This is a genomic window from bacterium, assembly GCA_037128595.1.
In the GTDB taxonomy this organism is placed as follows: domain Bacteria; phylum Verrucomicrobiota; class Kiritimatiellia; order CAIKKV01; family CAITUY01; genus JAABPW01.
On record JBAXWB010000005.1, the window covers coordinates 78,068 to 100,187 of the forward strand.

Annotated in this window: 9 protein-coding genes and 1 pseudogene; all 10 read left to right on the top strand. The window is 54.4% G+C overall.

Features of this window, described 5'->3' with window-relative positions; all coding sequences use genetic code 11:
* The first annotated feature begins 4 nt into the window (after nucleotides 1-4).
* Nucleotides 5-2,302 carry an alpha-L-rhamnosidase C-terminal domain-containing protein gene (locus tag WCS52_04095; GenBank protein MEI6166354.1) on the top strand — a complete coding sequence of 766 codons (2,298 nt, stop codon included), beginning with the start codon at nucleotides 5-7 and terminating at the stop codon, nucleotides 2,300-2,302.
* 94 nt (nucleotides 2,303-2,396) lie between these two features.
* Nucleotides 2,397-2,531, top strand: a pseudogene (locus WCS52_04100) (alpha-glucosidase/alpha-galactosidase).
* Nucleotides 2,532-2,558: 27 nt separating this feature from the next.
* Nucleotides 2,559-3,440 (top strand): tetratricopeptide repeat protein, encoded by an 882-nt coding sequence (locus tag WCS52_04105; protein MEI6166355.1) that lies wholly within the window; start codon nucleotides 2,559-2,561, stop codon nucleotides 3,438-3,440.
* Nucleotides 3,441-3,570: 130 nt separating this feature from the next.
* Nucleotides 3,571-5,994 (top strand): DUF4838 domain-containing protein, encoded by a 2,424-nt coding sequence (locus WCS52_04110; protein MEI6166356.1) that lies wholly within the window; start codon nucleotides 3,571-3,573, stop codon nucleotides 5,992-5,994.
* Between the two features lie 22 nt (nucleotides 5,995-6,016).
* On the top strand, nucleotides 6,017-8,461 hold the full coding sequence (locus WCS52_04115; protein MEI6166357.1) for a DUF4838 domain-containing protein: 2,445 nt from the start codon (nucleotides 6,017-6,019) through the stop codon (nucleotides 8,459-8,461).
* 179 nt (nucleotides 8,462-8,640) lie between these two features.
* Entirely contained in the window at nucleotides 8,641-11,655 is a 3,015-nt protein-coding gene (locus tag WCS52_04120; protein MEI6166358.1) for a hypothetical protein, read from the top strand.
* Between the two features lie 227 nt (nucleotides 11,656-11,882).
* On the top strand, nucleotides 11,883-14,369 hold the full coding sequence (locus tag WCS52_04125) for a hypothetical protein (GenBank protein MEI6166359.1): 2,487 nt from the start codon (nucleotides 11,883-11,885) through the stop codon (nucleotides 14,367-14,369).
* A gap of 35 nt (nucleotides 14,370-14,404) precedes the next feature.
* Nucleotides 14,405-19,327: a choice-of-anchor Q domain-containing protein gene (locus WCS52_04130; protein MEI6166360.1), complete on the top strand. Its 4,923-nt coding sequence runs from the start codon at nucleotides 14,405-14,407 to the stop codon at nucleotides 19,325-19,327.
* A 25-nt stretch (nucleotides 19,328-19,352) separates the two neighbouring features.
* Nucleotides 19,353-20,909, top strand: coding sequence for a sialate O-acetylesterase (locus tag WCS52_04135; GenBank protein MEI6166361.1), 1,557 nt, complete (start codon nucleotides 19,353-19,355; stop codon nucleotides 20,907-20,909).
* Nucleotides 20,910-20,962: 53 nt separating this feature from the next.
* Complete coding sequence (locus WCS52_04140) at nucleotides 20,963-22,114, top strand: hypothetical protein (protein MEI6166362.1); 1,152 nt, start codon at nucleotides 20,963-20,965, stop codon at nucleotides 22,112-22,114.
* Nucleotides 22,115-22,120: the final 6 nt, after the last annotated feature.

Genomic DNA, 22,120 nt, shown 5'->3' on the forward strand with positions numbered 1-22,120 from the left:
TCGCTTGAGCGAGCTCCCCTCCGAAGCCGGCCTGCGTATTAGCGCCTATATTTGTTATCAGGTCTCCATTAATGGCGTCGCGATAGGGCGCGGTCCTGATCCCTCCAATTTCGGGCGCTATTATTATGATTCCTTTGATGTCAAAAGCGTTTTGAAGCGCGGGCGCAACGTGATCAATGTATTAGCCTACGCCTTTGGGCCAGTTCTGCCTTGGCCGGAAACCTCCTATCTTCCAGGAGAATTTGGTTGGTTGCGGTTCGAGGTGGAGTGTCGGCAAGCAGGGCGGGCGCCAACCTTTATCGGGTCGGATGCCAGCTGTAGGGTTCGTGCGCCCGATGCCTGGACGCGTCTAACGCCGGGATACACGGAGTTGCGTGCCGCCTTCAAGGAATATTACGATGCAAACAAGTTTGGCTATGAGGCATTATCCCCCTCGGACATCCGTAAAGGAGGCTGGCGCCACGCCGCTGAGTTGTCGCCTTCTGATTTGAAGCACACGTATGCATTTTCCCCCAAGGAAATCGCGCCGTTCCGATGGCGGGATCAATTCCCGGCGGCGGCCTATACGATTGACGGCGGGTACGCCTATGGATTTACGGCGAAACGGGGCTGGCAAATTGAAAATCCAGAGGCGCTGATTCCTGACTACCCTGTGGATGGCTATTACGAGATGCTTCGGATGGGCGAGCCGAATTTTCCAAAGCCGCGCATGGTGACCAAAGCGCAAAATCAATGCCTGATTCATAAGGCCCCTGGGTGTGGTGTGGCCTCATTATGGGTGGATTTCGGAGGTCTGCAGTATGGGACCTTATGCTTGGAGCTGGAGACGGAGTTGGCGGGGAGTGTCATTGATATCGGGTATGGAGAATCGCCCCACATCACTTACGTCGACCGGTATACGACCCGGTCAGGTCGTCAGGTCTTCAGTCCCTTCCATTACCGGGCTGGGCGCTATGTCTTGCTGACTTTCTCGAAAATTGCCGCTCCCATCAACTTGCGAAGCCTGAAGTTCCGGCTGTGTGAGTATCCGGTCACGGAAAATTCAACGCCTTTCGTTTCATCATCTGAAAGTTTAAACCGGATCGCGACCACCTCGACGACGACGTTGCATTTGAACATGCACAGTCACTTTGAGGATTGCCCTTGGCGCGAACAGAAACTGTATCTCGGTGATATGTATGTTGAAGCACTTGCCTGTTACTACGCCTGGGGTGAATACGATTATGTGAAGAAAAACCTTTTGCAATTGGCGGCCCGCAACCGGCCCGACGGCTGGATCAAGTCCGGTCCCGGCTGTTCCCGCGGCGAAGGGTTGATCGTGGATTTCCCCGTCATGTTTATCATTGAGCTGCGGGATCATTGCCTTTTCTCAGGCGACCGCAAAACGATGGAGTCGCTGTATCCGCAGGCCGTTACCCTGCTGAATAATTACATGGAGATGGGCCTGCGCCGTGAAGGGCTCGTGAACATTGGTGAGGCCGATTCATTTGCCAATTGGTGTGTGATCAACTGGAACGATGTCGTGAAAAAGGGGCAATGTGCCCCGCTGAACTTTCTGGTCCTGCGGGGATTATCCGCGCTCATCGAGATGGCGGCGTGGTTGGGGCGGGCGGACGATCTGAACCGGTTCCGCGCGATACTCAGGCCTTTCCGCCGGGCCATTGACCGGGCCTTTTGGAGTCCCGCCAAGGGATTGTATCGGGATGGACACTATCAAGGCGAACCGATTGAGCACTATTCCACGGAAACCAATACCCTGGCGCTTTTGTCGGGTCAACCTGACAAAACGAAAACACGGTGCATCCTGGGTGCCCTTCAAGGGGGGCAATTGCCATTGGAGACTCCCACCGCGTATTTCAATGCGTTTGTAGCCGAAAGCCTGTTCCTGAATAATCGAACGGCGCTGGCGCTAGAATTAATTGAACGGTGCTGGGGTCGGATGCTGGCGCATGGGGCGGATGCATTTTGGGAGGCCTTTTTGCCCCAGACGCCCCCGGGGAGCCATCCGCCGAAAGGGTTAAGCCTGTGTCATGGGTGGGCCAGCGGGCCTGCCTACCTCTTGCCCGCCTATGTGCTGGGAATCCGCCCGCTCGAGCCGGGATTCCGGCGATTTACAGTGGATCCGCATTTTCCCTCGTTGACCTCGGCTTCGGGTGCCGTGCCGACGCCCCATGGCCCCATTACGATGCGGTATGAATCCGGTGTGGTCAGGCTTCAGCATCCGCCGCAGCTCACCCCGGTGATGGCCAAGAGCCTGCGCCTGCCTTCAGGGGTTCGGCTTGTGATTCAAAGTAAAAAATAAGAATTTTTAATATAAAGGTCGTTCGACTATGCCGAAAATTACATTTATGGGAGCCGGAAGTACCGTGTTTGTCCGGAACATCATCGGCGACAGGCGAAATCGGGACAAGATTTATCAGGCGGCCTTCATGGATCCGCATACTTCCGGGGAGTTAGCGCTCGACCAGATCCGGGCGCTGTGTGATAACCTCATCAAGGTTCATGGGAACTATTTACCGGCTTACAAGTAAACGGCACAATCAGGATTGGAGAAATTGATGAAAATATTTAATGCAATTCTCGCGGGGGTGTTGATTCCGGTGGTCTCTACCTTTGCCTCCCAATATCTGGAAGATCGGCAGGTGGCGGAAAAACTGTTGGCCGAGAAGAAGCCTGCCGAAGCGCTTGAGGTCTTTGTCAAATTGGCTGACACTTATGCTGCGGTGCCATCCCAAAAAACAGATGCTTTGGAGCAGGCCTGCCTCATCGCCCTCCAGTTTAAACAATATGATCGGGCACTCGACTTGGCGGGAAAAATCCCTGAGCCGGCGGTTTCGAAAGCGTGCCAGATGAGAGTCTTGGAGGCGAAACGTGATTGGCGCCAAATCATCACGTCCTTCAAGAGTGAAGATATTTCCATCTGGCCTGAAAATCAGGCTGACATCGGCTTTTATTTTCGGGGCCTGGCCTACGCCCGACTGGGTGATCAGGCGCAGGCGATCAGCGACTTGGAGAAGGCGGCGGAAAATGGTGCGGATGGTGACAACGAAATCTTCAAGGGCCGGGCGCTTTGTGAGCTGGGAGTGATTTACACCTCGCTTAAGGAATATCAAAAAGCGATCGACGCCTATGGCAATGCCCAGAATTCACGGATTAAAGGGACTTTCATGCTATTTAACGCCATCATTTCACGGGCGGCACTTTTCAGTAAACTGGGGAAATACGAGGAAGCCCTTGAAGAATTGAACAAAATCGATCTTGCGGCACTTTCCACAGGCGCCTGGAAGTCCGGCGTATTACGCGCGTATGGCGATATTTATGAAGCCAAAGGGGATAAAAAGCAGGCGTTGGAAAAATATACCGAGGCGATTTCTGTCACTAATGCACCTCCTTCCGATCTCGCTGCCCTGAAAAAGAAGCTCGAAATCGTCAATCCGTAAACACCGGTAACTCGCAGAACCCTTTTTAACAATGGATGGTTATTATATTGACGGCATCATATTTTACTAATAGTCTACCGATAGATATTGAAAAACAACCAATTATCGCAAGTTAAAAAGGTGCCCGAACATGAAAGAATTGCTCAAATTGTTGGGTTGTGTTGTGGCACTGCTATCGGTGTGCAATGCCTTTGCGGGTGTTAAAATCGTCAAGAACGGGCAAGCGCTCGCAGAAATTGTCCTCCCCGAGAAACCGCTATCAAGCGTCACGCTCGCCGCTGAAGATTTCCAGAAACATATCGAATTAATGTCGGGGGCCAAACTACCCATCGTCACAAAGCCAACGGCTGAAGTTGAAAACCAGATCTATGTTGGCGAAAGCGAATACACCAAGAAGCTTGGGGTCACGACGGATGATCTCAAGGTTGAGGGCTTTAAAATCATTGCCAAGGATCATTATGTGATCGTGGTCGGGCGAGACGAGCAGCGGGTTCCTTTTCCCTACAAGGACTCAAACCAAGGCGGGTTGAAAAAATGGCAGGACTTCACAGGCGAAAAATACGCATATTCCTCTGCCATCGGAGCCCCGGGACTTTATAACCAGAAACTGGGGATCTTTACGCTGGATGCCACCGCGACGTTCTATGGGGTGGCGGAATTACTTGAGGAATTAGGTGTAAGATTCTATGCGCCTTACGAAAACGGGACGGTCATTCCTGAAATAAAAACAGTGGTCATTTCCAATCAGAACATCCGCAAGGAACCCAAATACCCCTACCGTGACTTTTGTTATTACAATTTCATGATGAAAGACGCGGAAGGCGTGAAATGGATCAAACGGCTGAAATATGGCGTTTCGTATCTTCACCACATGGGCCATTCCACCTGGGATATCATCAATACCCTGGAGCAGATGAAGCTTCATCCTGAGTATTACGCCCAGACTGACGGAAAGCCGATCATCGGGATGGGGGGGCGGGGGATTCCTCGGTTTTGTGACCCCGGTTTCAGACAAACGTCTCTCCATTATCTGGATAAGGTTTTTGAAGCCTATCCGCAGCTGGTGGGTATGTCGCTTGGGCCGCCTGACGGCTTTGACCGGATGGATGAGCGCGATGCTAAAATCTGGGGCCGCCCTGATAAAGGCAGGGGAGGGAAATTGTCGGATTACATGTGGGACTACTGGCTTTACGCAGCCAGGGAATTGAAGAAAACGCATCCAGATAAATTTCTCGCTACCTGGGCTTACGCGCTCCAACTGGACCCACCATCCGGAATCGATAAGTTGCCAGACAACGTGACTCTGACGATATGCGGCGCATCCGGGTACAATCTTCTGGATCCAGAGGCGGCGAAGACCCGGGAATTACGGGCCAAGTGGTTGTCCATGCTGACGTCAAAGAAGCTTTTTCTCTGGGAGTGGTATCTTTTTTATTATCCGAATGGGAAGCCACGATATCCTGTTGTGTTTACCAAGCTTTTACAGCGTGACATGCAAGATCTCAATGGGATCTGCGAAGGTAAATTCATGGAAATCTCGCCTGATGATGTGAACTGGAAGATTGGGTGCCCCGGGTTATCACATCTCCTCTATTATTTGCAGGGGAAGCTATTTTGGGATCCCGACCTGGATTTGCAGAAATTACTCAACGAGTATTATGCTTTGTATTTCGGCCCGGCTAAGGTGGAAATGAAGGAGTTTTACGAATTTGCGGAAGAGGTGTGGACGAGGCCGAAAACGCGGAGCGTGTCAAATGACGGACAGGGATTCCTCCAGGAAAAGGACGTAGACCGTTACTTTACGATACTCAAGCGTGCCAGGGAGAAGGCCGGGAAGGACAGCGTCTACGACAAGCGGATCGCTCAAATCGAGAGCGAGATGGCGCCACTCGGTAAATTATTCGCCAACATGAAGCGCGTTGGCCCGAGTTTCCGGGCGTACCCCGCCTCCGAACCCATCCTCTTGGACGGCGACCTGAGCAAGCCGATATGGCATCCCAGTCATATAATATGGTACGGCATGAAGGATGTGGTCACGGGGAAACTACCGCGTAAAAACGGAGCCTCCGTTGCGTTCCGGATGAGCCCGGATAAATCCGCCTTGTTCATCGGGGTGTCCTGCGATGAAGCCAAAATGGATAAACTCATCGCCAAAACCTGCAAGCATGATGATCCCGATATTTTCAATGATGATGTTGTGGAAATTTACATCCAAACCCCTGAGCGCTCCTATTTCAGGATTGCGGTCAACCCCAACGGTGCGATTTTAGATGAAAGCCAGGACGTCACCATGATCGCCAGGGATACTTTGCCATTGCTGTGGAATCCAGGGGTGGAGGTGGCCGTTAAGAAGGAGCGGGCCCGCTGGATGGCCGAAATCAAGATTCCTACCAAGGATTTTGGTTCACTCGGTCCTGACCAGACGTATACGTGGGGAATCAATGTCTGCCGGAGTCGGCGTGCTGGAGGGGCGCAGGAGGCCTATGCCATTTCCCCCACCGGGATTCCGCAATTCCTTGAGTTGTCAAAACTGGGAAATCTTTGGATGAAATAACGAGTGTGAAGTAAAGGAATATATGATGAAGAAAACAATTATGACTCATGCCAGAATGCTGTTTTTTGTTTCCGCGATGATGGGAGGCCTGTTCAGTAATTCTGTCATGGCTAAAAGTTTCATTATCAAGAACGGTCGGCCGCAGGCTGAAATCATTATCGCTGAAAATCCCCCTCGGGCGGTGAAGCTAGCGGCGGCGGAGTTGCAACAGTACCTTGAGAAGATCAGCGGGGCTAAACTGTTAGTCACGAACCTTGTGGACCGCGCGATACCGGTAAAGATTTATGTTGGGAAAAGTAGGTATACCGATGAATTGAAGTTGAGCGATGAAGGCCTTAAGTATGGCGCATTTAAATTGGTGTCGGGTAAAAACTGGCTGGCGCTGTTGGGCCATGACCAGGATTACAAGGCGCGTGACAACTTTATTGGTAACGAGAAGGGCCGGCCCAAGTTTTACGAGAAGTGGGATGCCTTGACGGGCGGGACCTGGAGTAATCCCATAAACACAGACGAGTATAGCAGCGCGGTGAAGATGTCGGCTTTTGATGAACGCGGGTCACTGAATGCCGTCTATGAATTTCTTCGCGGTCTTGGGGTGCGCTGGTATTTTCCCGGCGAATTGGGCGAAGTGGTGCCAACATTGAAAAGCATCGCGGTTCCACATCTGGATAAGACGGTCTGCCCTGATTTTCAGCTTCGCCATATTTATATCTACTATCAGGATTTCATGCGGGGCTCCAAGGATTACGTCATGTGGCAACTGCGGATGGGGCTTAGCCAGAGGGATGGATTTGGCGGAGGGCATGGGTTGATTAATGTTCATAACCGGGATAAGTCACAACCCGACTATTTCGCCCTGTATAATGGGAAGCGGCAAACGGATGCCGCCTTCGGGCAGGGCTTTCCCTGTTTTTCATCGGATCACCTGGTGGATGCCACCGTGAAATATTGCAGGGCTGTTTTCAGCATCTATCCTGATGAGCAGATTCTTTCCATCGCCCCTGTGGACGGTTACGGTTCGCTGTGCGAATGCGCGCTCTGCAAGGGCAAGGCCACCCGCCAGCGCGGGTGGAATGGAATGCTTTCGGATTACGTCTGGAACTTCATGGATCGAGTGTCAAAGGAAGTGTACAAGGCCTGTCCCGATAGAAAATTGAGCTGTCTGGCTTATTCGGTCTACCAGTTGCCCCCGGAGAAGATTGATAAGCTCAGTCCCAATGTTGAGGTTATCCTCTGCCAGTGGCGGAGCGAATTTTATAATAAGGAAACACGGGAACAATTCAAAAAACTAACGGAAGCATGGCTGGAGAAATTGCCGTCAAAGGATCTTTTTATCTGGGATTATTACCTGCACAACCGTGCGGAAGGTCCCTGGGTGGGCGTGCCGGTCTATTATCCCCGGGTTATTGCCGAAAACTTGCGCTTTCTGAAGGGAAAGTCCCGCGGTGAATTTATTGAAGTATTCCAGAATGCAAAGCCGAAGGAGATCCCGTGGGATGCCATGGCGGCCAATCATCTGAACATTTACATTACCTCGCGCCTGTATTGGGATGCGAACCAGGATGTGGACGCATTGCTAGCAGACTTTTATGAGAAATTCTACGGGCCGGCGGCGAAAGAGATGAAGGCATTCATTGAGTACGCTGAAGCCCACTGGATAACCGCCAATAAAGATGTGGCGGTCATTGACCGTCTCTTTGAATTGCTTGCCGCCGCGAAGAAGGCGGCCGGCGATACGGTTTACGGCAAACGGGTTGATCTGCTGGTCGCGTACATGGAGCGCCTGAAGGCCGTGCGTGAAAAACTGGCCCAGGGCCGCGAAAAAGATCTGCCTAAAGCCCAGGCCTTGGAACGCGACCGGAAAGACATCAAATTGGATGGAAAACTTGATGACAAATTCTGGGAAGGTCTGGAGGACCGCCCGTTGGCCGATGTGGAGACGGCGAAACCGCCTGTCGCCAAAACCTCGTTCCGTGTCGGATGGGCCGAAAACGCCTTGTATTTCGGTATCCGGTGCGAAGATTCCGATATGAATCATCTGTATATTGCGGCCACAGAAAACAAAGACGCGAATCTATTCAATGGTGACAATATTGAGCTGTGGCTGGAGACCCCGGTCCATTCCCTCTATCAGATCGGGGTCAGCCCGTCGGGCGCGATATTTGATATGGACCGCCAGGGGCGGAAATTCAACTCGTCATGGTCGTCGGGGGTGGAAGCGGCGGCTTATCGTGGGGATGGATTCTGGTCATTGGAGTTGCGCGTACCGGTGGCGGGCGAAAACGCAGAGGCCATTGACGCGCTTAACGGCATTGCCGGTGCAAAACCGGCTGGAGCCGCTCCCTGGTACTTCAACCTGTGCCGCCAGCGGGTCAGGGACAAATCAATTGAACTGTCTGCCTTTTCGCCAACGGGTAAAAAGTTATTTGATGTTCCTGCGAAATTTGCCGAATTGATCGTCAAGTGACGATATCGGGAGCTGGGCATGAATGTTGTTTTAATCGGGGGCGGGTCGCTCAGGCTGACTCCGATCGCAAGAGATTCTTTCATGAACTGTTCGACATCTACGCGGATATTCCGAAGGCACTTCAGGTTGGTAAACCGATGGTTAGGGGATAACCGGCATACATAGGCGAGGAGTCCAAAATGAAAACAGCACAGCTAGTAACCGCGCTTGAAAATGTTCCCGCCGAGTTCCGCCCGGTGAGTTTCTGGTTCATGAATCATTTTCTGCAGCCGGACGAACTCAGGCGCCAGATCCGGGAAATGGCGGATAAAGGGTACGGAGGTTTCATGTTCCATGGCCGTGACGGCCTGCGCTCCCGCTATCTCGAACAGGAGTGGGAAGACGCGCTACGCGTGGCAATTGATGAAGCAAAAAAGCAGGGATTGGACACCTGGCTCTACGATGAGAATCATTATCCCAGCGGTATTGCTGGCGGCAAAATCCTGGAGCAGTTTCCCGGTCGCTCGATGCGGTCACTGGTGGTGTCGGTCGAAGAGCGTGTCGCCCCCGGCGCCACGGTCAGGCTGGAGCTGGCGCAGGCTCCGCGTTACACATTTGCCGTTCCCGCCACGCCATCATCACCGCCCGCTGAGCCGATCAACCTGCTGCCGCAACTCACAGGCCAGCACCTGGAATGGCGAAACCCGTTTGCGGGCGATGCTGTGGTGCTCGTGCTTGTCGAGCATCTCTATCAACCTGGCCCGGGTATTTTATTTGAGAGCTACCCCGATTATCTTGATCCCGAAGTGGCTGGCGCCTTTATCCGGCAAACGCATGGCTGGTACCGCGAACGGTTTGGTGCGGATCTGGGCGGGCAGGTACGCGGCATTTTCACCGACAACGCCTGCGCCCATTTTGGGCATATCCGACGTGCCATTCCCTGGAGCCGCGAATTCGATCAGCGCTTTCTCACTGCAGAAGGCACGCGGATCGAGCCGTTGCTTCCCTGGCTGTTCCTGTCCGGGCCCGCCGCACGGGCCAGCCGCCTGCGTTTCTGGCGCTTCCTCGGTGATGAGTTCATCCGAACATTTGTTGGGGCCATCCGCACCGTGTGCGATGAGGCCCATATCTTCAGTACCGGCCATTACTGCCTTGAGGATGGAATGGGCGAGCATGTCCGCCAGATTGGCGATTACTTCGCGGTGATGAAGAACCAGTCGCTGAACGCCGTCGATCAACTTGGGCCGAGAACCAAAGGGGGCTCGCTGTTCGATTACCCGCGCGGCATCGCGGGGGCGGAGAGCCTCACCGCCTGTATCCGGAACACGGCTTCGGCGGCGCTCTTTTATGACTCACCCAGGGTCATGTGCGAAAGTTTTGGCCTCGCGTCCGGCTGGCGGCTGGACCTGGGGGAGGTCCGTCGTATTGTCGGCCTCCTGTCCGCGCTCGGCGCCGATCTGTTTGTGACCCATGGCTTGTACTACTCCATTGCCGGCCATCGTAAATGGGAGTGTACGCCGGATCATTTGCACAACCCGATGTGGGACTACAGCCGGACGTGGACCGACTGGGCCAGCCGCCTCTCTTTCCTCACCGCCGGATGGGAGAGTGTGGCTGAAGTTTCGGTGCTACACCCGACGACGACCCTCCAAGCCTACCTCGAGCTGGGCGCGCCGAAAACGGCTGCCGGAGCCACCGATCTTGGAGCGGTGGTCGATCGGGTCGAAGCCACCTTCCGCGATCTCGTGAACGAACTGCTGTACAGGCAGGTGGTATATGAAATCCTGCCTGAGGACGTGCTTCAGCAGGCAACCGTCGCGGACGGCACGCTTCTGGTGCCGACCCGCAAGGGCAGGTCGACCTGCACAGTTCGTTGCGTAATCCTCCCGGCCATCCGCGTCCTTGAACGACGCACTTATGAAACCCTGCGGCAGTTTGCACAGGACGGGGGGTCGGTGCTCTGCTTGTACGAACGACCCGATGCCGTCTATGACCCGTCCACCGGGGCACTCACTGATCTGGCCGACACCGACCTTCCGTTTGAGCTTCTCGTGCCGGCGGACGAGGTTGTGCCTGCGCCGCCGGAACTCTGGCAGCGTCTCGATGTCCGACTGCGTGCGCTGGTGCCGCAACCACTTGAGGTCCGCAATTCACATCGCCAGGTGATCTCGCGCGTTTGGGAGAAATGGGGCAGGCGCTTCTATCTTTTGCACAACAGCTCCGATAAGCCTCAGCGAAACCTTGGTGTCACGATTCGTGATCCGCGGCCACTGCTCCGTCTTGATCTGGAGCCAACGTTCCCGGCCACCACTGCGGTCACGGCGGACCATGGCCGTTTTCGGCTTGATCTCGAAGCGGCTGAGACCGTCGTGTTTGTTGCAGATTCCGCTACTGACATCTCCCTGTATCCAGTGGGTCCAGCGGCAGGTGCCTCCACACCGGAGCAGACCCTCGCCCTTAGTGGCCCCTGGGCCTTTACCACCAATAAACCCAATATCCTGCCACTTCGTAACGGGGGCATCCAGTATGTCGAATGCAATGAGCGCCACGCGTTCACCTTCGACGCTTGCGCACTCAGCGGTCCGGTATGGCTTCTGGTGGATCATGAGATGACACGGGCGGAGTTGAATTGCCAGCGCTATTCCGACCAGCTTAAAGTCTGGGTCAACGAACAACTGGCCGGACCGTTCCAGCCTGGCACCATCCTCGACCACTGGATTTTTGAAGCCGATATTGCAGCGCTGCTGCAGACTGGGATGAACCGCGTGGTGTTTGAGACGGGTGGCATGTTTCTTGAAAACGACTACCGTCTATGGAATCCGTACCTGGCCGGGGCATTTACGGTGAGTCCCAAACGCGCCAGGCCGAGCCTGAGGTCGCCCGTCGGCCAGCTAGACACAGGCGACTGGACCCGCCAGGGCTTTCCCTGTTTTGCGGGTGAAGGCCTCTACCGTAAGACACTCCGCTTGCCGGATTGGGGCGAGGCACGGACGTCTGTTCTTGATCTCGGCCGGCTTGCCAATTCCGCCGCTGTTGCAATCAACGGTCTATCACTCAGGGTGCGGGTCAATCCGCCCTGGCGCTTCACCCTTCCGGCGATGGCTGGCGGAACCGAGGTTCAGATCGAGGTGCGGGTGATCAACACCCCCGAGAATGTGTTCGGCCCCAAGCCGCTTCCGTCCGGTTTGTTCGGTCCGGTTCGGCTCTGTTGGTAGTTATTTGGTGCGACAACACAAGGATACCGAGATGGCCATAAAACGCTTATAATTGGCTTATTATTGAATTGACTATGATTGAGTAAAACGACTAATCTACTGATAGATAAACATTGATAGATGTATCTAGCGAAAGTCTGATGCATGGACAAATGAGTGAGGGTTCCTGAATTAGATTATTTTCATTTTTTTCATGAAGCGGTTTATAATTAGGGGAGGGCGGAAAAATGAATAGATGGCTCGTTACGTTCATTTCTGTTGCGATGTTTTCTTGTGGGGTTGCTCTGGCGACTACGCGGTACGTCGTGCCTCCGGGCGGGGGGCATGTCCCCCTCTCTCCTTATACCAGTTGGGCTGATGCTGCGACCAATCTTCATGCCGTGATGGCGGTCGCGGTCGGGGGCGATACGGTGCTGGTGACCAATGGCGTTTACATGCTGACCAATCAGATCATCATTGCGACCAATATCATACTCCGGAGCGAAAACAACGGGACGAATGATCCGTTGGGTACGATTATCAATGCTGATAATTACGCGGGAAAACCGGTTACCAACCGCTGTTTCACGCTGAGTTTCTCCAATGCCGTGGTGGAAGGTTTTACCATTACCAATGGATATGTGCTAGGGGATGGCGGGGGTGTCTATATCTCTGCCGGAACGTTGCGCAATTGCCTGGTAACGGGGAACATGCTTACCAATGGCAGTGGTGGCGGGGTGTACGCCACCGGCTCAAAAAGTGTGGTCACGAATTGTGATGTGATTGCCAACACGGTGTTTTCTACCGCCCTTGGTCAAGGCGGCGGCGGCTTGCTGTTGCAAAGCGGGGCACAAGTTTGGAATAGCCGTATCATGTATAATCAATCCCCCCTGGGAAATTCCTGTGGTGGTGGAATTCACTCATACGGCGGAGCGGTGTTCAACAGTTCCATCATCAGCAACACGGCGCTGGCTGGATATGGTAGCGGCGGAGTGTGGGTGCAGACACCTGCGACCACGCTTCGTAACTGTTTAATTATGGGAAATGGCAAGGGCGCTGGAAGCAGCGCTGCGGGAGTGGGTTCACATGGGGGGAGCGCGACTATTGAAAACTGTACGATTGTTGGGAATTACGGCGATGGCATTGGGGCTAACAATGCCAGCACGTATAATGTAACCAATACGATTTCTTTCTATAATACTCTTGAAGCGATGCGACCATCATCGGGGGCGGCTGGCAGCACCAACACGCTCAAGGCTGTCAATTGCTGTATGACGAGCACGAATTATGTGGCCGGCGGTTCAGGGAACATCATCGGAGCTCCGGCCTTCATGCAGCATGCCAGTGGTGATTACAGACTGGCTCCCTGGTCGCGCGGCGTTGACGCGGGCCTTACGTTGTCCTGGATGAGTACGGCGATCGATTTGGCGGGTAACCCGCGGATCAGTTCCAACACCCTGCCGGATATGGGGGCTTACGAGACGGCGGGCGGACCGGTGGCCATCCATTATGTGGCGCAGAACGGACAGACACCGGTAAGTCCCTACACCAATGGTTGGGCGGGGGCGGCCAGCAACATTCAGGATGCGGTCAGCGTGATGAGCGATGGCGCCACAGTATGGGTCACGAATGGGGTCTATATTCTCACCAATCAAATTACCGTAAATTACGCCACACTCAGGAGCTATAACAATAACGGCGTGGACCGGGGGACTGTCATTAATGGTAATTATCCGAACACCACCAACCGGTGTTTCTTCATTAATCACGCCGATGCGTTAGTGGAAGGATTTACCATCACGAACGGGTGTGCGCCGTCGAATGACTGTTTCGGCGGCGGGGTGTATATGACCAATGGCATTTTACGCAATTGCCTGGTGACGGGGAACCGGGCGACGAACAATCCGGTGTCGGGGGGGAGCCGGGGGGGCGGTGTTTATGCCGTTGGGAGCAGTCTGATCACGAACTGTGACATCACCGCCAATACGATCGGGAATGCAGGGTTCGGCGGGGGTGTCTATCTGACGACTCCGGCGCAGTTCTGGAATAGCCGGATCCTGCACAATGGAACGGCTACAACCAACGACCTCTCAGGTGGTAGCCTCGGAGGGGGTGCCTACATTTACGGGACCGGCGCGTTGATTTGTAACAGTATCATCGCTAGTAATGCGATTTCCCCTAAGGCCAATTCTGTAAACGGCGGTGGGGTGTATATGAACGATGGCGGCACGCTACGCAACTGTCTGATTACAGGGAATAGTGCTTTTGCAGGAGCGGGGGTGGCTGTTGTTGGCAATCCAACTATCAGTGACGTGGAAAGCTGCACGATTGCGGGGAACTTCGCTGGATATCATGGCGGCCTCGCGACCCCGAGTGGCATCATATTGGTAGCGCGGGTAAAAAATGTGATCTGTTACTCCAATCAACCTGACAACCTGTACTTTTCAAATATCACGAACGCGCTGTTCACCAACAGTTGCGTGGTCAGTTCCTATACTCTGCTCGGTTCGGGAAATATTTCCAATAATCCTCTGTTTGAGAACCCAACGGGGTCGAATTACCGGTTGACCAAGGCGTCGCCCTGTGTCAATGCGGGCTTCTACCAGGCGTGGATGACCGGGGCAGTGGATTTGGATGGCAAACTGCGCATCTCTCCCAAAATTGGCGGGACGGTGGACATGGGGGCCTACGAGTATGAGTTTCAAGCGTTAGGATCCTTGATATTAGTTCAGTGATGGGTTTGAAAGTCGTTCGAGAAAAGGGGGCGGGAATGAAGACAAAACTAGCTGCGTGCGGATTTCTCATGATATTGTGCGTGGGCGCCATGGCGGCCACCACGAGGTACGTCGTACCTCCGGGTAGCGGAAATACCCCGACCTCGCCCTATACCAGTTGGGCCACGGCCGCGACCAATCTTCATGCGGTGATGGCCGTCACCGTCGGCGGTGATACGGTGCTGTTGACCAACGGTGTCTACATGCTGACCAATCAGATCATCATCGCGACCAATATCACGATCAGGAGTGATAACAATGGCGTTATTGACCGAGCCGGCACCATTGTCAATGGGGGGTATCCGAATAACTCCAACCGATGTTTCACGCTGAGTTTCTCCAATGCCGTGGTGGAGGGATTGACGATCACCAATGGCTATGTTGTTGGAAGCGGAGGCGGCGTTTACATTACAGCTGGTACTTTGCGGAATTGTCTGGTGACGGGCAATACGGTAACCAATGGCAGCGGTGGCGGGGTATATGCGGCCGGAGCAACTAGCCTGATCACGAACTGCGATGTCATCGCCAACCTCGTTCTTAATGGCAGCGGCCAGACGGTGGGTGGTGGTGGCGTCAAACTGACTGCGGCGGCGTCATTGCGGAATAGTCGTATCATGTACAATAATTCTCCTATCTATTGGTCGGCTGGCGGGGGGGTTCACTGTGATGGGGCGTCGTGGGTGGTTAACTGCAGCGTGATCAGCAACAAAGTGGGTACAGATTATAATACCAGCAGTAGCAGCACTTCATGCACAGGCTGGCCGTTCGCCGGGTCGGGGTATGCCTATGGGGGTGGCGGAGTATGGGCCGCGGGTGCGAATGCCGTAACACTGCGTAATTGTCTGATCATAGGAAACGGCAGGGGAGCTGCATGCACCGCTGCAGGAGTGGGGTCCCATGGGGGGGGGGCGACTATTGAAAATTGTACGATTGTTGCGAATTTCGGTGATGGCATTGGGGCCGGTAGCGCCAGCACATATAACGTTACCAATACAATTTCTTTCTATAATACCGGTGAAGCCATGAGGCCCTCCTCGAGTGCGGCTGGTGTCAACCCTCTAATTACCGTCAATTGCTGTATGACGAGCACCAATTATGTGACTGGCGGTTCGGGCAACATCATCGGGACTCCGGCCTTCATGCAGCGTGCCAACGGCGATTACAGACTGGCGCCCTGGTCACGCGGTGTTGACGCTGGACTGACGTTGTCCTGGATGAGTACGGCGACTGACTTGGCGGATAATCCGCGGATTAGTGCAAACTCCCTGCCCGACATGGGTGCCTACGAGACGACATTCAATAGCCTCCCGGCCACTTATTACGTGGCTCATAACGGACAGACGCCGGTAAGTCCTTACACCAATGGCTGGGCGGCGGCAGCCAGCAATATCACGGATGTTCTGAACGTGATGAGTGATGGGGGAACGGTTCTGGTCACAAACGGTGTGTACACTCTGACCAATCATATCACCGTCGGCTACATGACGCTCAGGAGTTATAATAACAATGGCGTGGATCGGGGAACCATTATCAATGGAAACTACCCGAACACCACCAACCGGTGCTTAACGCTGAATCATGCCGATGCGGTGGTGGATGGGTTCACCATTACCAATGGATTTGTAAACGGCACTAATGGAGGAGGGGTCCTGATGACGGCGGGTACCTTGCGGAACTGCCTGGTGACGGGGAATACGGTCACCAACAGCACTGGCGGTGGCGGCGGCGTGTATGCGACCGGGTCAGGCAGCGTGGTCACGAACTGCGACGTCATCGCCAATACGGCTCTATGCACACCCCTTTCTTCTGGTGGTGGCGGTGTGATGCTGCAAAGCGGGGCACAAGTTTGGAACAGCCGGATCATGTATAATCAATCTCCCCTGTTGAGTTCCGGTGGAGGCGGGATTCAATCATCCGGAGGATCGGTGTTCAACAGTTCCATCATCAGCAATACGGCGCTTGCTGGATATGGCAGCGGCGGGGTCTGGGTGTACGGCGCGGGGACCATGCTCCGCAACTGTTTGATTATGGGAAATGGCAAGGGAGGTCAGTGCAACGCTGCGGGGGTGGGTTCGCATGGGGGGAGTGCGGTCATTGAAAGCTGCACGATTGTCACGAATTTCGGCGATGGAATCGGAGCCAATAACCCCAGCACCTATAACGTTACCAATACGATTTCTTTCTATAACACCGGTGAAGCGATGCGACCATCCTCACAGGCAGTTGCAAGCAATATCCCGCTCATTACCGTCAATTGCTGTATGACGAGCACCAATTACGTGACGGGTGGGTCGAGTAATATCATTACAACGCCCCTGTTTGTGAATCGGGCTGGGGGAAACTACCGGCTGCTGCCCGGGTCTCCGGGGGTCGATGCCGGGGTAACGCAAGCGTGGATGAGTGTCGCCACCGATCTGGATGGGCAGCCCCGAATCAGTGTGAATGGCCTGGTGGACATGGGCGCTTATGAAACATCGCTGGTGGTTTCCACGTTCGCGAACGTGTATGTGGCGAAAAATGGGCAGACCCCTGCGTGGCCCTATACGAATTGGGTGACGGCGGCCACGAACATTCCGGATGCCCTGAGCGTGTTGGCTGAGGGGGGAACCGTGCTGGTCAGTAATGGCGTCTATACCCTGACGGCGCCAATTGTGGTGGGTAATTTTAACGTGAGGAGTTTTAACAACAACGGGGTAGATCGGGGTACGGTTATTAATGGCAATTATCCGAATACCACCAACCGGTGTTTCACCCTGAATCATGTTAATGCCCTGGTTGAGGGATTCACCATCACCAATGGGTGTGCGCCGTCAAATGACTGCTTTGGCGGCGGGGTGTATATGACCAATGGGATTTTGCGCAATTGCCTGGTGACGGGGAACTTGGCCACGAATAATCCGTTGGCAGGGGGCAGTGAGGGGGGCGGCGTTTACGCCACCGGGAACAGTGTGATTACGAACTGCGATATCACCGCGAACTCGATCTGGTATACCGGATCTGGTGGCGGAGTCTACCTGGTGTCTCCCGCGCAACTGTGGAATAGTCGGATTCTGTTCAATGGGACACCCACCACCAACAGTAGTATTTTCGGCAGCATGGGCGGTGGCGTCTACATTACAGGGGCCAATGCGTTAATTTGCAACAGTGTCATTTCCAGCAACACGCTTCCCCCTCTAGCCAATCCCACTAGCGGGGGTGGTGTGTATATGAACTTTGGTGGTACCCTTCGCAACTGTCTGGTTGCGGGGAATTCGGCCTTTTCGGGGGCGGGCGTGGCGGTTGTTAACACCCCTGTAAGTGACGTGGAAAACTGCACGATTGCGGGGAATTTCGCCGGGTATCATGGCGGATTCGCGACGCCTAGTAGCGTAACTTTGCAGGTGCGGCTCAAAAACGTGATCTGTTATTACAACCAGCCTGACAACCTGTACTTTTCGAATATCACGAATGCTCTGTTTACCAACTGTTGCGTGTCCACTGCTTATAGCCTGCTGGGTTCCGGTAATATGGCCTCGTCTCCAGCGTTTATGAATCGGACCAGTGGAGATTACCGGCTCTGGCCCTGGTCGCCGGGGGTCGATGCCGGGTTGGTGCTGTCCTGGATGAGTGCGGCGACCGATCTGGCCGGTCAGCCCCGGATTAATAACTTGCCGGACATGGGGGCCTATGAGACGACGCTCGGAGTCGCTCCCAATCTGTATGTGGCCCAGAATGGACAAACCCCCGTTTCTCCCTATACAAATTGGATGGGGGCCTCCAGCAATATCCAGGATGCCGTTAACATGGCCTTTGATGGGGCCACCGTGCTGGTCAGTAATGGGGTCTATACCCTGACGGATCAGCTCACTGTGGGCGATTTTACCGTGAGGAGTTATAACAATAACGGCGTGGATCGGGGGACCATCATTAATGGTAATTATCCGAATACCACCAACCGGTGTTTCACCCTGAATCATGTCAACGCCGTGGTCGAGGGGTTTACCATCACGAACGGGTGTGCGCCGTCGAATGACTGTTTCGGCGGCGGGGTGTATATGACCAATGGCATTTTACGCAATTGCCTGGTGACGGGGAACCGGGCGACGAACAATCCGGTGTCGGGGGGGAGCCGGGGGGGCGGTGTTTATGCCGTTGGGAGCAGTCTGATCACGAACTGTGACATCACCGCCAATACGATCGGGAATGCAGGGTTCGGCGGGGGTGTCTATCTGACGACTCCGGCGCAGTTCTGGAATAGCCGGATCCTGCACAATGGAACGGCTACAACCAACGACCTCTCAGGTGGTAGCCTCGGAGGGGGTGCCTACATTTACGGGACCGGCGCGTTGATTTGTAACAGTATCATCGCTAGTAATGCGATTTCCCCTAAGGCCAATTCTGTAAACGGCGGTGGGGTGTATATGAACGATGGCGGCACGCTACGCAACTGTCTGATTACAGGGAATAGTGCTTTTGCAGGAGCGGGGGTGGCTGTTTTGGGCAATCCTACTATCAGTGACGTGGAAAGTTGTACGATTGCGGGGAACTTCGCCGGATTTCACGGCGGACTCGCTACCCCAAGTGCAGCAATAGTGCAGGTTCGGGTCAAAAATGTGATCTGCTATTCCAATCAACCCGACAACCTGTACTTTTCGAATATCACGAACGCGCTGTTCACCAATTGTTGCACGGTCAGTTCCTACACGCTGTTCGGTTCGGGTAACATCACCAATAATCCCCTGTTTGTGGATCCTGCGGGGCCAAACTACCGGCTGACCAGGCTATCCCCTTGTGTTGATACAGGAGTGAAGCAGGGGTGGATGACCGATATGGTGGATTTGGATGGCAAGCCGCGTATTTGGCAAAATAATGACAAGGTGGACATGGGGGCATACGAGCTCGACTATGTTCTGTGGGGTTCGGTGTTTACAATCCGGTGATGGTTTGTCATAAAAGGTAATCATAATGAAACGAAACGGGTATTGGTTGGCATGGGGCCTAGCGGTGGCCGGATTGGCGGCTTCGGCGAATGCCGAGTTGGGGCTGCCCAGGCTTTTCTCTGATCACATGGTCCTGCAACGTGATTTGGCCGCGCCGGTCTGGGGCTGGGCCGATCCGGGCGAAACGATCACCGTGACGATTGAAGGAAAAACGTGTTCTGCCATCGCCGACAAGGATGGTCGCTGGCAAGTAAAACTGGCGCCATTGAATGCAAGCCGTAAGCCGCTTGAATTAACGGTTACCGGTAAGGCCACCAAGACGGTGGTCAGGGATATTCTGGTGGGTGATGTATGGTTGTGCTCCGGCCAGTCAAATATGGAATTTGGTCTGGGTAGTGCTGATAACGCGCAAGAGGTCATTCCTGGGTTCACGAATTCGATGATCCGTTTGTTGAGCGTGAAGGCGGCTCAAGCCGGACAGCCCGTTTTGGACATTCCGAGTGGCTGGTTGATGTGTGGCAAGCAGGTCGTTGATTTCTCTGCAGTCGGTTATTTCTTTGGCCGGTCAATACAAAAGGAAACAGGGATCCCCATCGGTCTGATCAATAACGCCTGGGGCGGAACGGCCATCGAATTGTGGATGCCTGCGGAGGCTCCCGCAACGGTGCCCGAAGTCGCCAGGGAGTTCGATAAGAAACGGTCGGACTATAGCAACCAGCTTGCCAAGATGATTGATCCGGTCGGGCAATGGGTTGAGAAGGCGCGTCAAGCCAAGGACAAGGGCGAACTGTTACCTTCTCCTCCCCTGTTGCCGGTATGTCCTCCTGCCCTCGATAATTTGGCGGGCATCTATAACGGACGCGTGGCGCCCCTGATCCCGTTCGGCATCAAGGGTGCCCTCTGGTATCAGGGGGAGGCCAACGGTAATGACGATGACATCTATGCCTTTAAGACCCAAGCCATGATCGGGAGTTGGCGCAAGGCATGGAACCAGGGCGATTTCCCTTTTTACTTTGTTCAGCTCGCGAACTATCAGACGGCCGATATAAGTCCGATCGGTGGCAATGGATGGGCCAAGATCCGTATGGCGCAGTTCAAATGCCTGCAGATTCCGCGCACCGGCATGGCGGTGGCCATTGATGTGGGGGTTGCCAACGATATCCATCCGCGTAACAAGGAGGATGTGGGCGAGCGTTTGGCCCTTTGGGCACTCAAGAATGACTATGGTCGGAAAGACCTCGTCTGCAGCGGTCCGCTCTACAAAGGGATGACCGTTGAAGGTTCGAAAATCCGCGTGAGTTTCGACTATGCGGATAAGGGGCTCATGGTGGGGCGGAAGACGGGGCATGGACCCGCGTCGGAGGTCAAGGAAGACGTGCTCAAGCGGTTTGCCGTGGCCGGCTCCAGTAATCACTGGTTTTGGGCGGATGCCGTCATCGACGGCTCTACCGTGCTGGTGTCCAGCACGAACGTTCCAGCGCCTGTCGCCGTACGCTATGCGTTTTCGATGAATCCAGAAGGTTGCAACCTGTATAACAAGGAAGGTTTGCCCGCCTCGCCGTTCCGTACCGACACCTGGTAGGAATCGGACTGGCTTCAGCGGGTTACCTCTATCATTAAGGAGAAACGACGAAAATGGAATATCGGCAATTATCACTCGAAGAAGCCCTGAAGCAGAATGCTGATTGGCTGGTGGAGCAGTTTGGAGCCTCCCCTCAATACCATGAATGGTATATGGTATTTTACCCGGTCAGGACGTTGATGCTGGCGGGCAAACTGCTCAAGCAACCGAAATACACGGACGTCGCGGTGAAGACGATCGACGTCTTTGTGGGTGAGCAGCTTCCTAATGGGGCGTTTACGTCCAACTACCGCGGGCAGACGACGGCGCAAGTCAGTAAGCGTGAATTCGAAGACATTTTGCGTAAGGGCAAGGTGAACCTGGCTGACAATGGGTCCAACGTCATGGGCGTCATTCAGGCGGCCATGATGACCACGGGGGAGCGGCGGACGCGCTACCTGGACGCTGCTCGGAAATGGTTTGATCACTGGGTGCCCATCTGGGCGTTGCCGGAGGGCGGTTACGGGAATGGCATCTGGTTCGGGCACAAATTAAATGCTCCTTATACCTGTGCCATCAGCACGGTGTCGTCCGCATTGGCCGCCTTCAGCCAGGTGACGGGTGAGGGCGAGTATATTGAGAACGCTGAGCGCTGTATCAGTTTCCAATGTGCGAATTGGCTGCCGGATGGGTGTCCGATTGCCTTTGATTGTTACCCCGTTCCGCGCCGGACTGAGCTTAACGATTACGGGCACAGCTTCTATCTGCTGGAGGGGATGTGCTGGACACACCATGTTTCCAAAAACGCGGAGGCGCGCGCCTTGATCGAAAAACGTCTGGCTGAGTGGATTTTTGGCAAGAAGGGGCTGCTCTCCCAGTGGTGTGACTCCTGGTTCAATTTTCAATTCAGTGGCTATCCGGCAGATTGGGACAATAGCGAGTTGACCATGTCCCGCCTCGGGCTCAGGCCTGGCTGGGAATTGGCCAAATCCAACGGCATTCTTCATGCCTTTTCCTATTATCTGAACCATATTAGCGATGACCCCCGGTTGAGAGAGAAGGTGGAGGCGGGGCTGCGATTCCTGTCGCATCCGCTGAAGGCGCGCATGAGTGGCGTCTGCTCCGATCCTGAGGAGTCCTATGGCGAATTCGCCGGGCAGGCGACGGGGTTTGCCGGTTTGTCCCTGGCTGAAGGTATTGCCAAGGATTCGGTTTTCAACTTATAGTGGGTG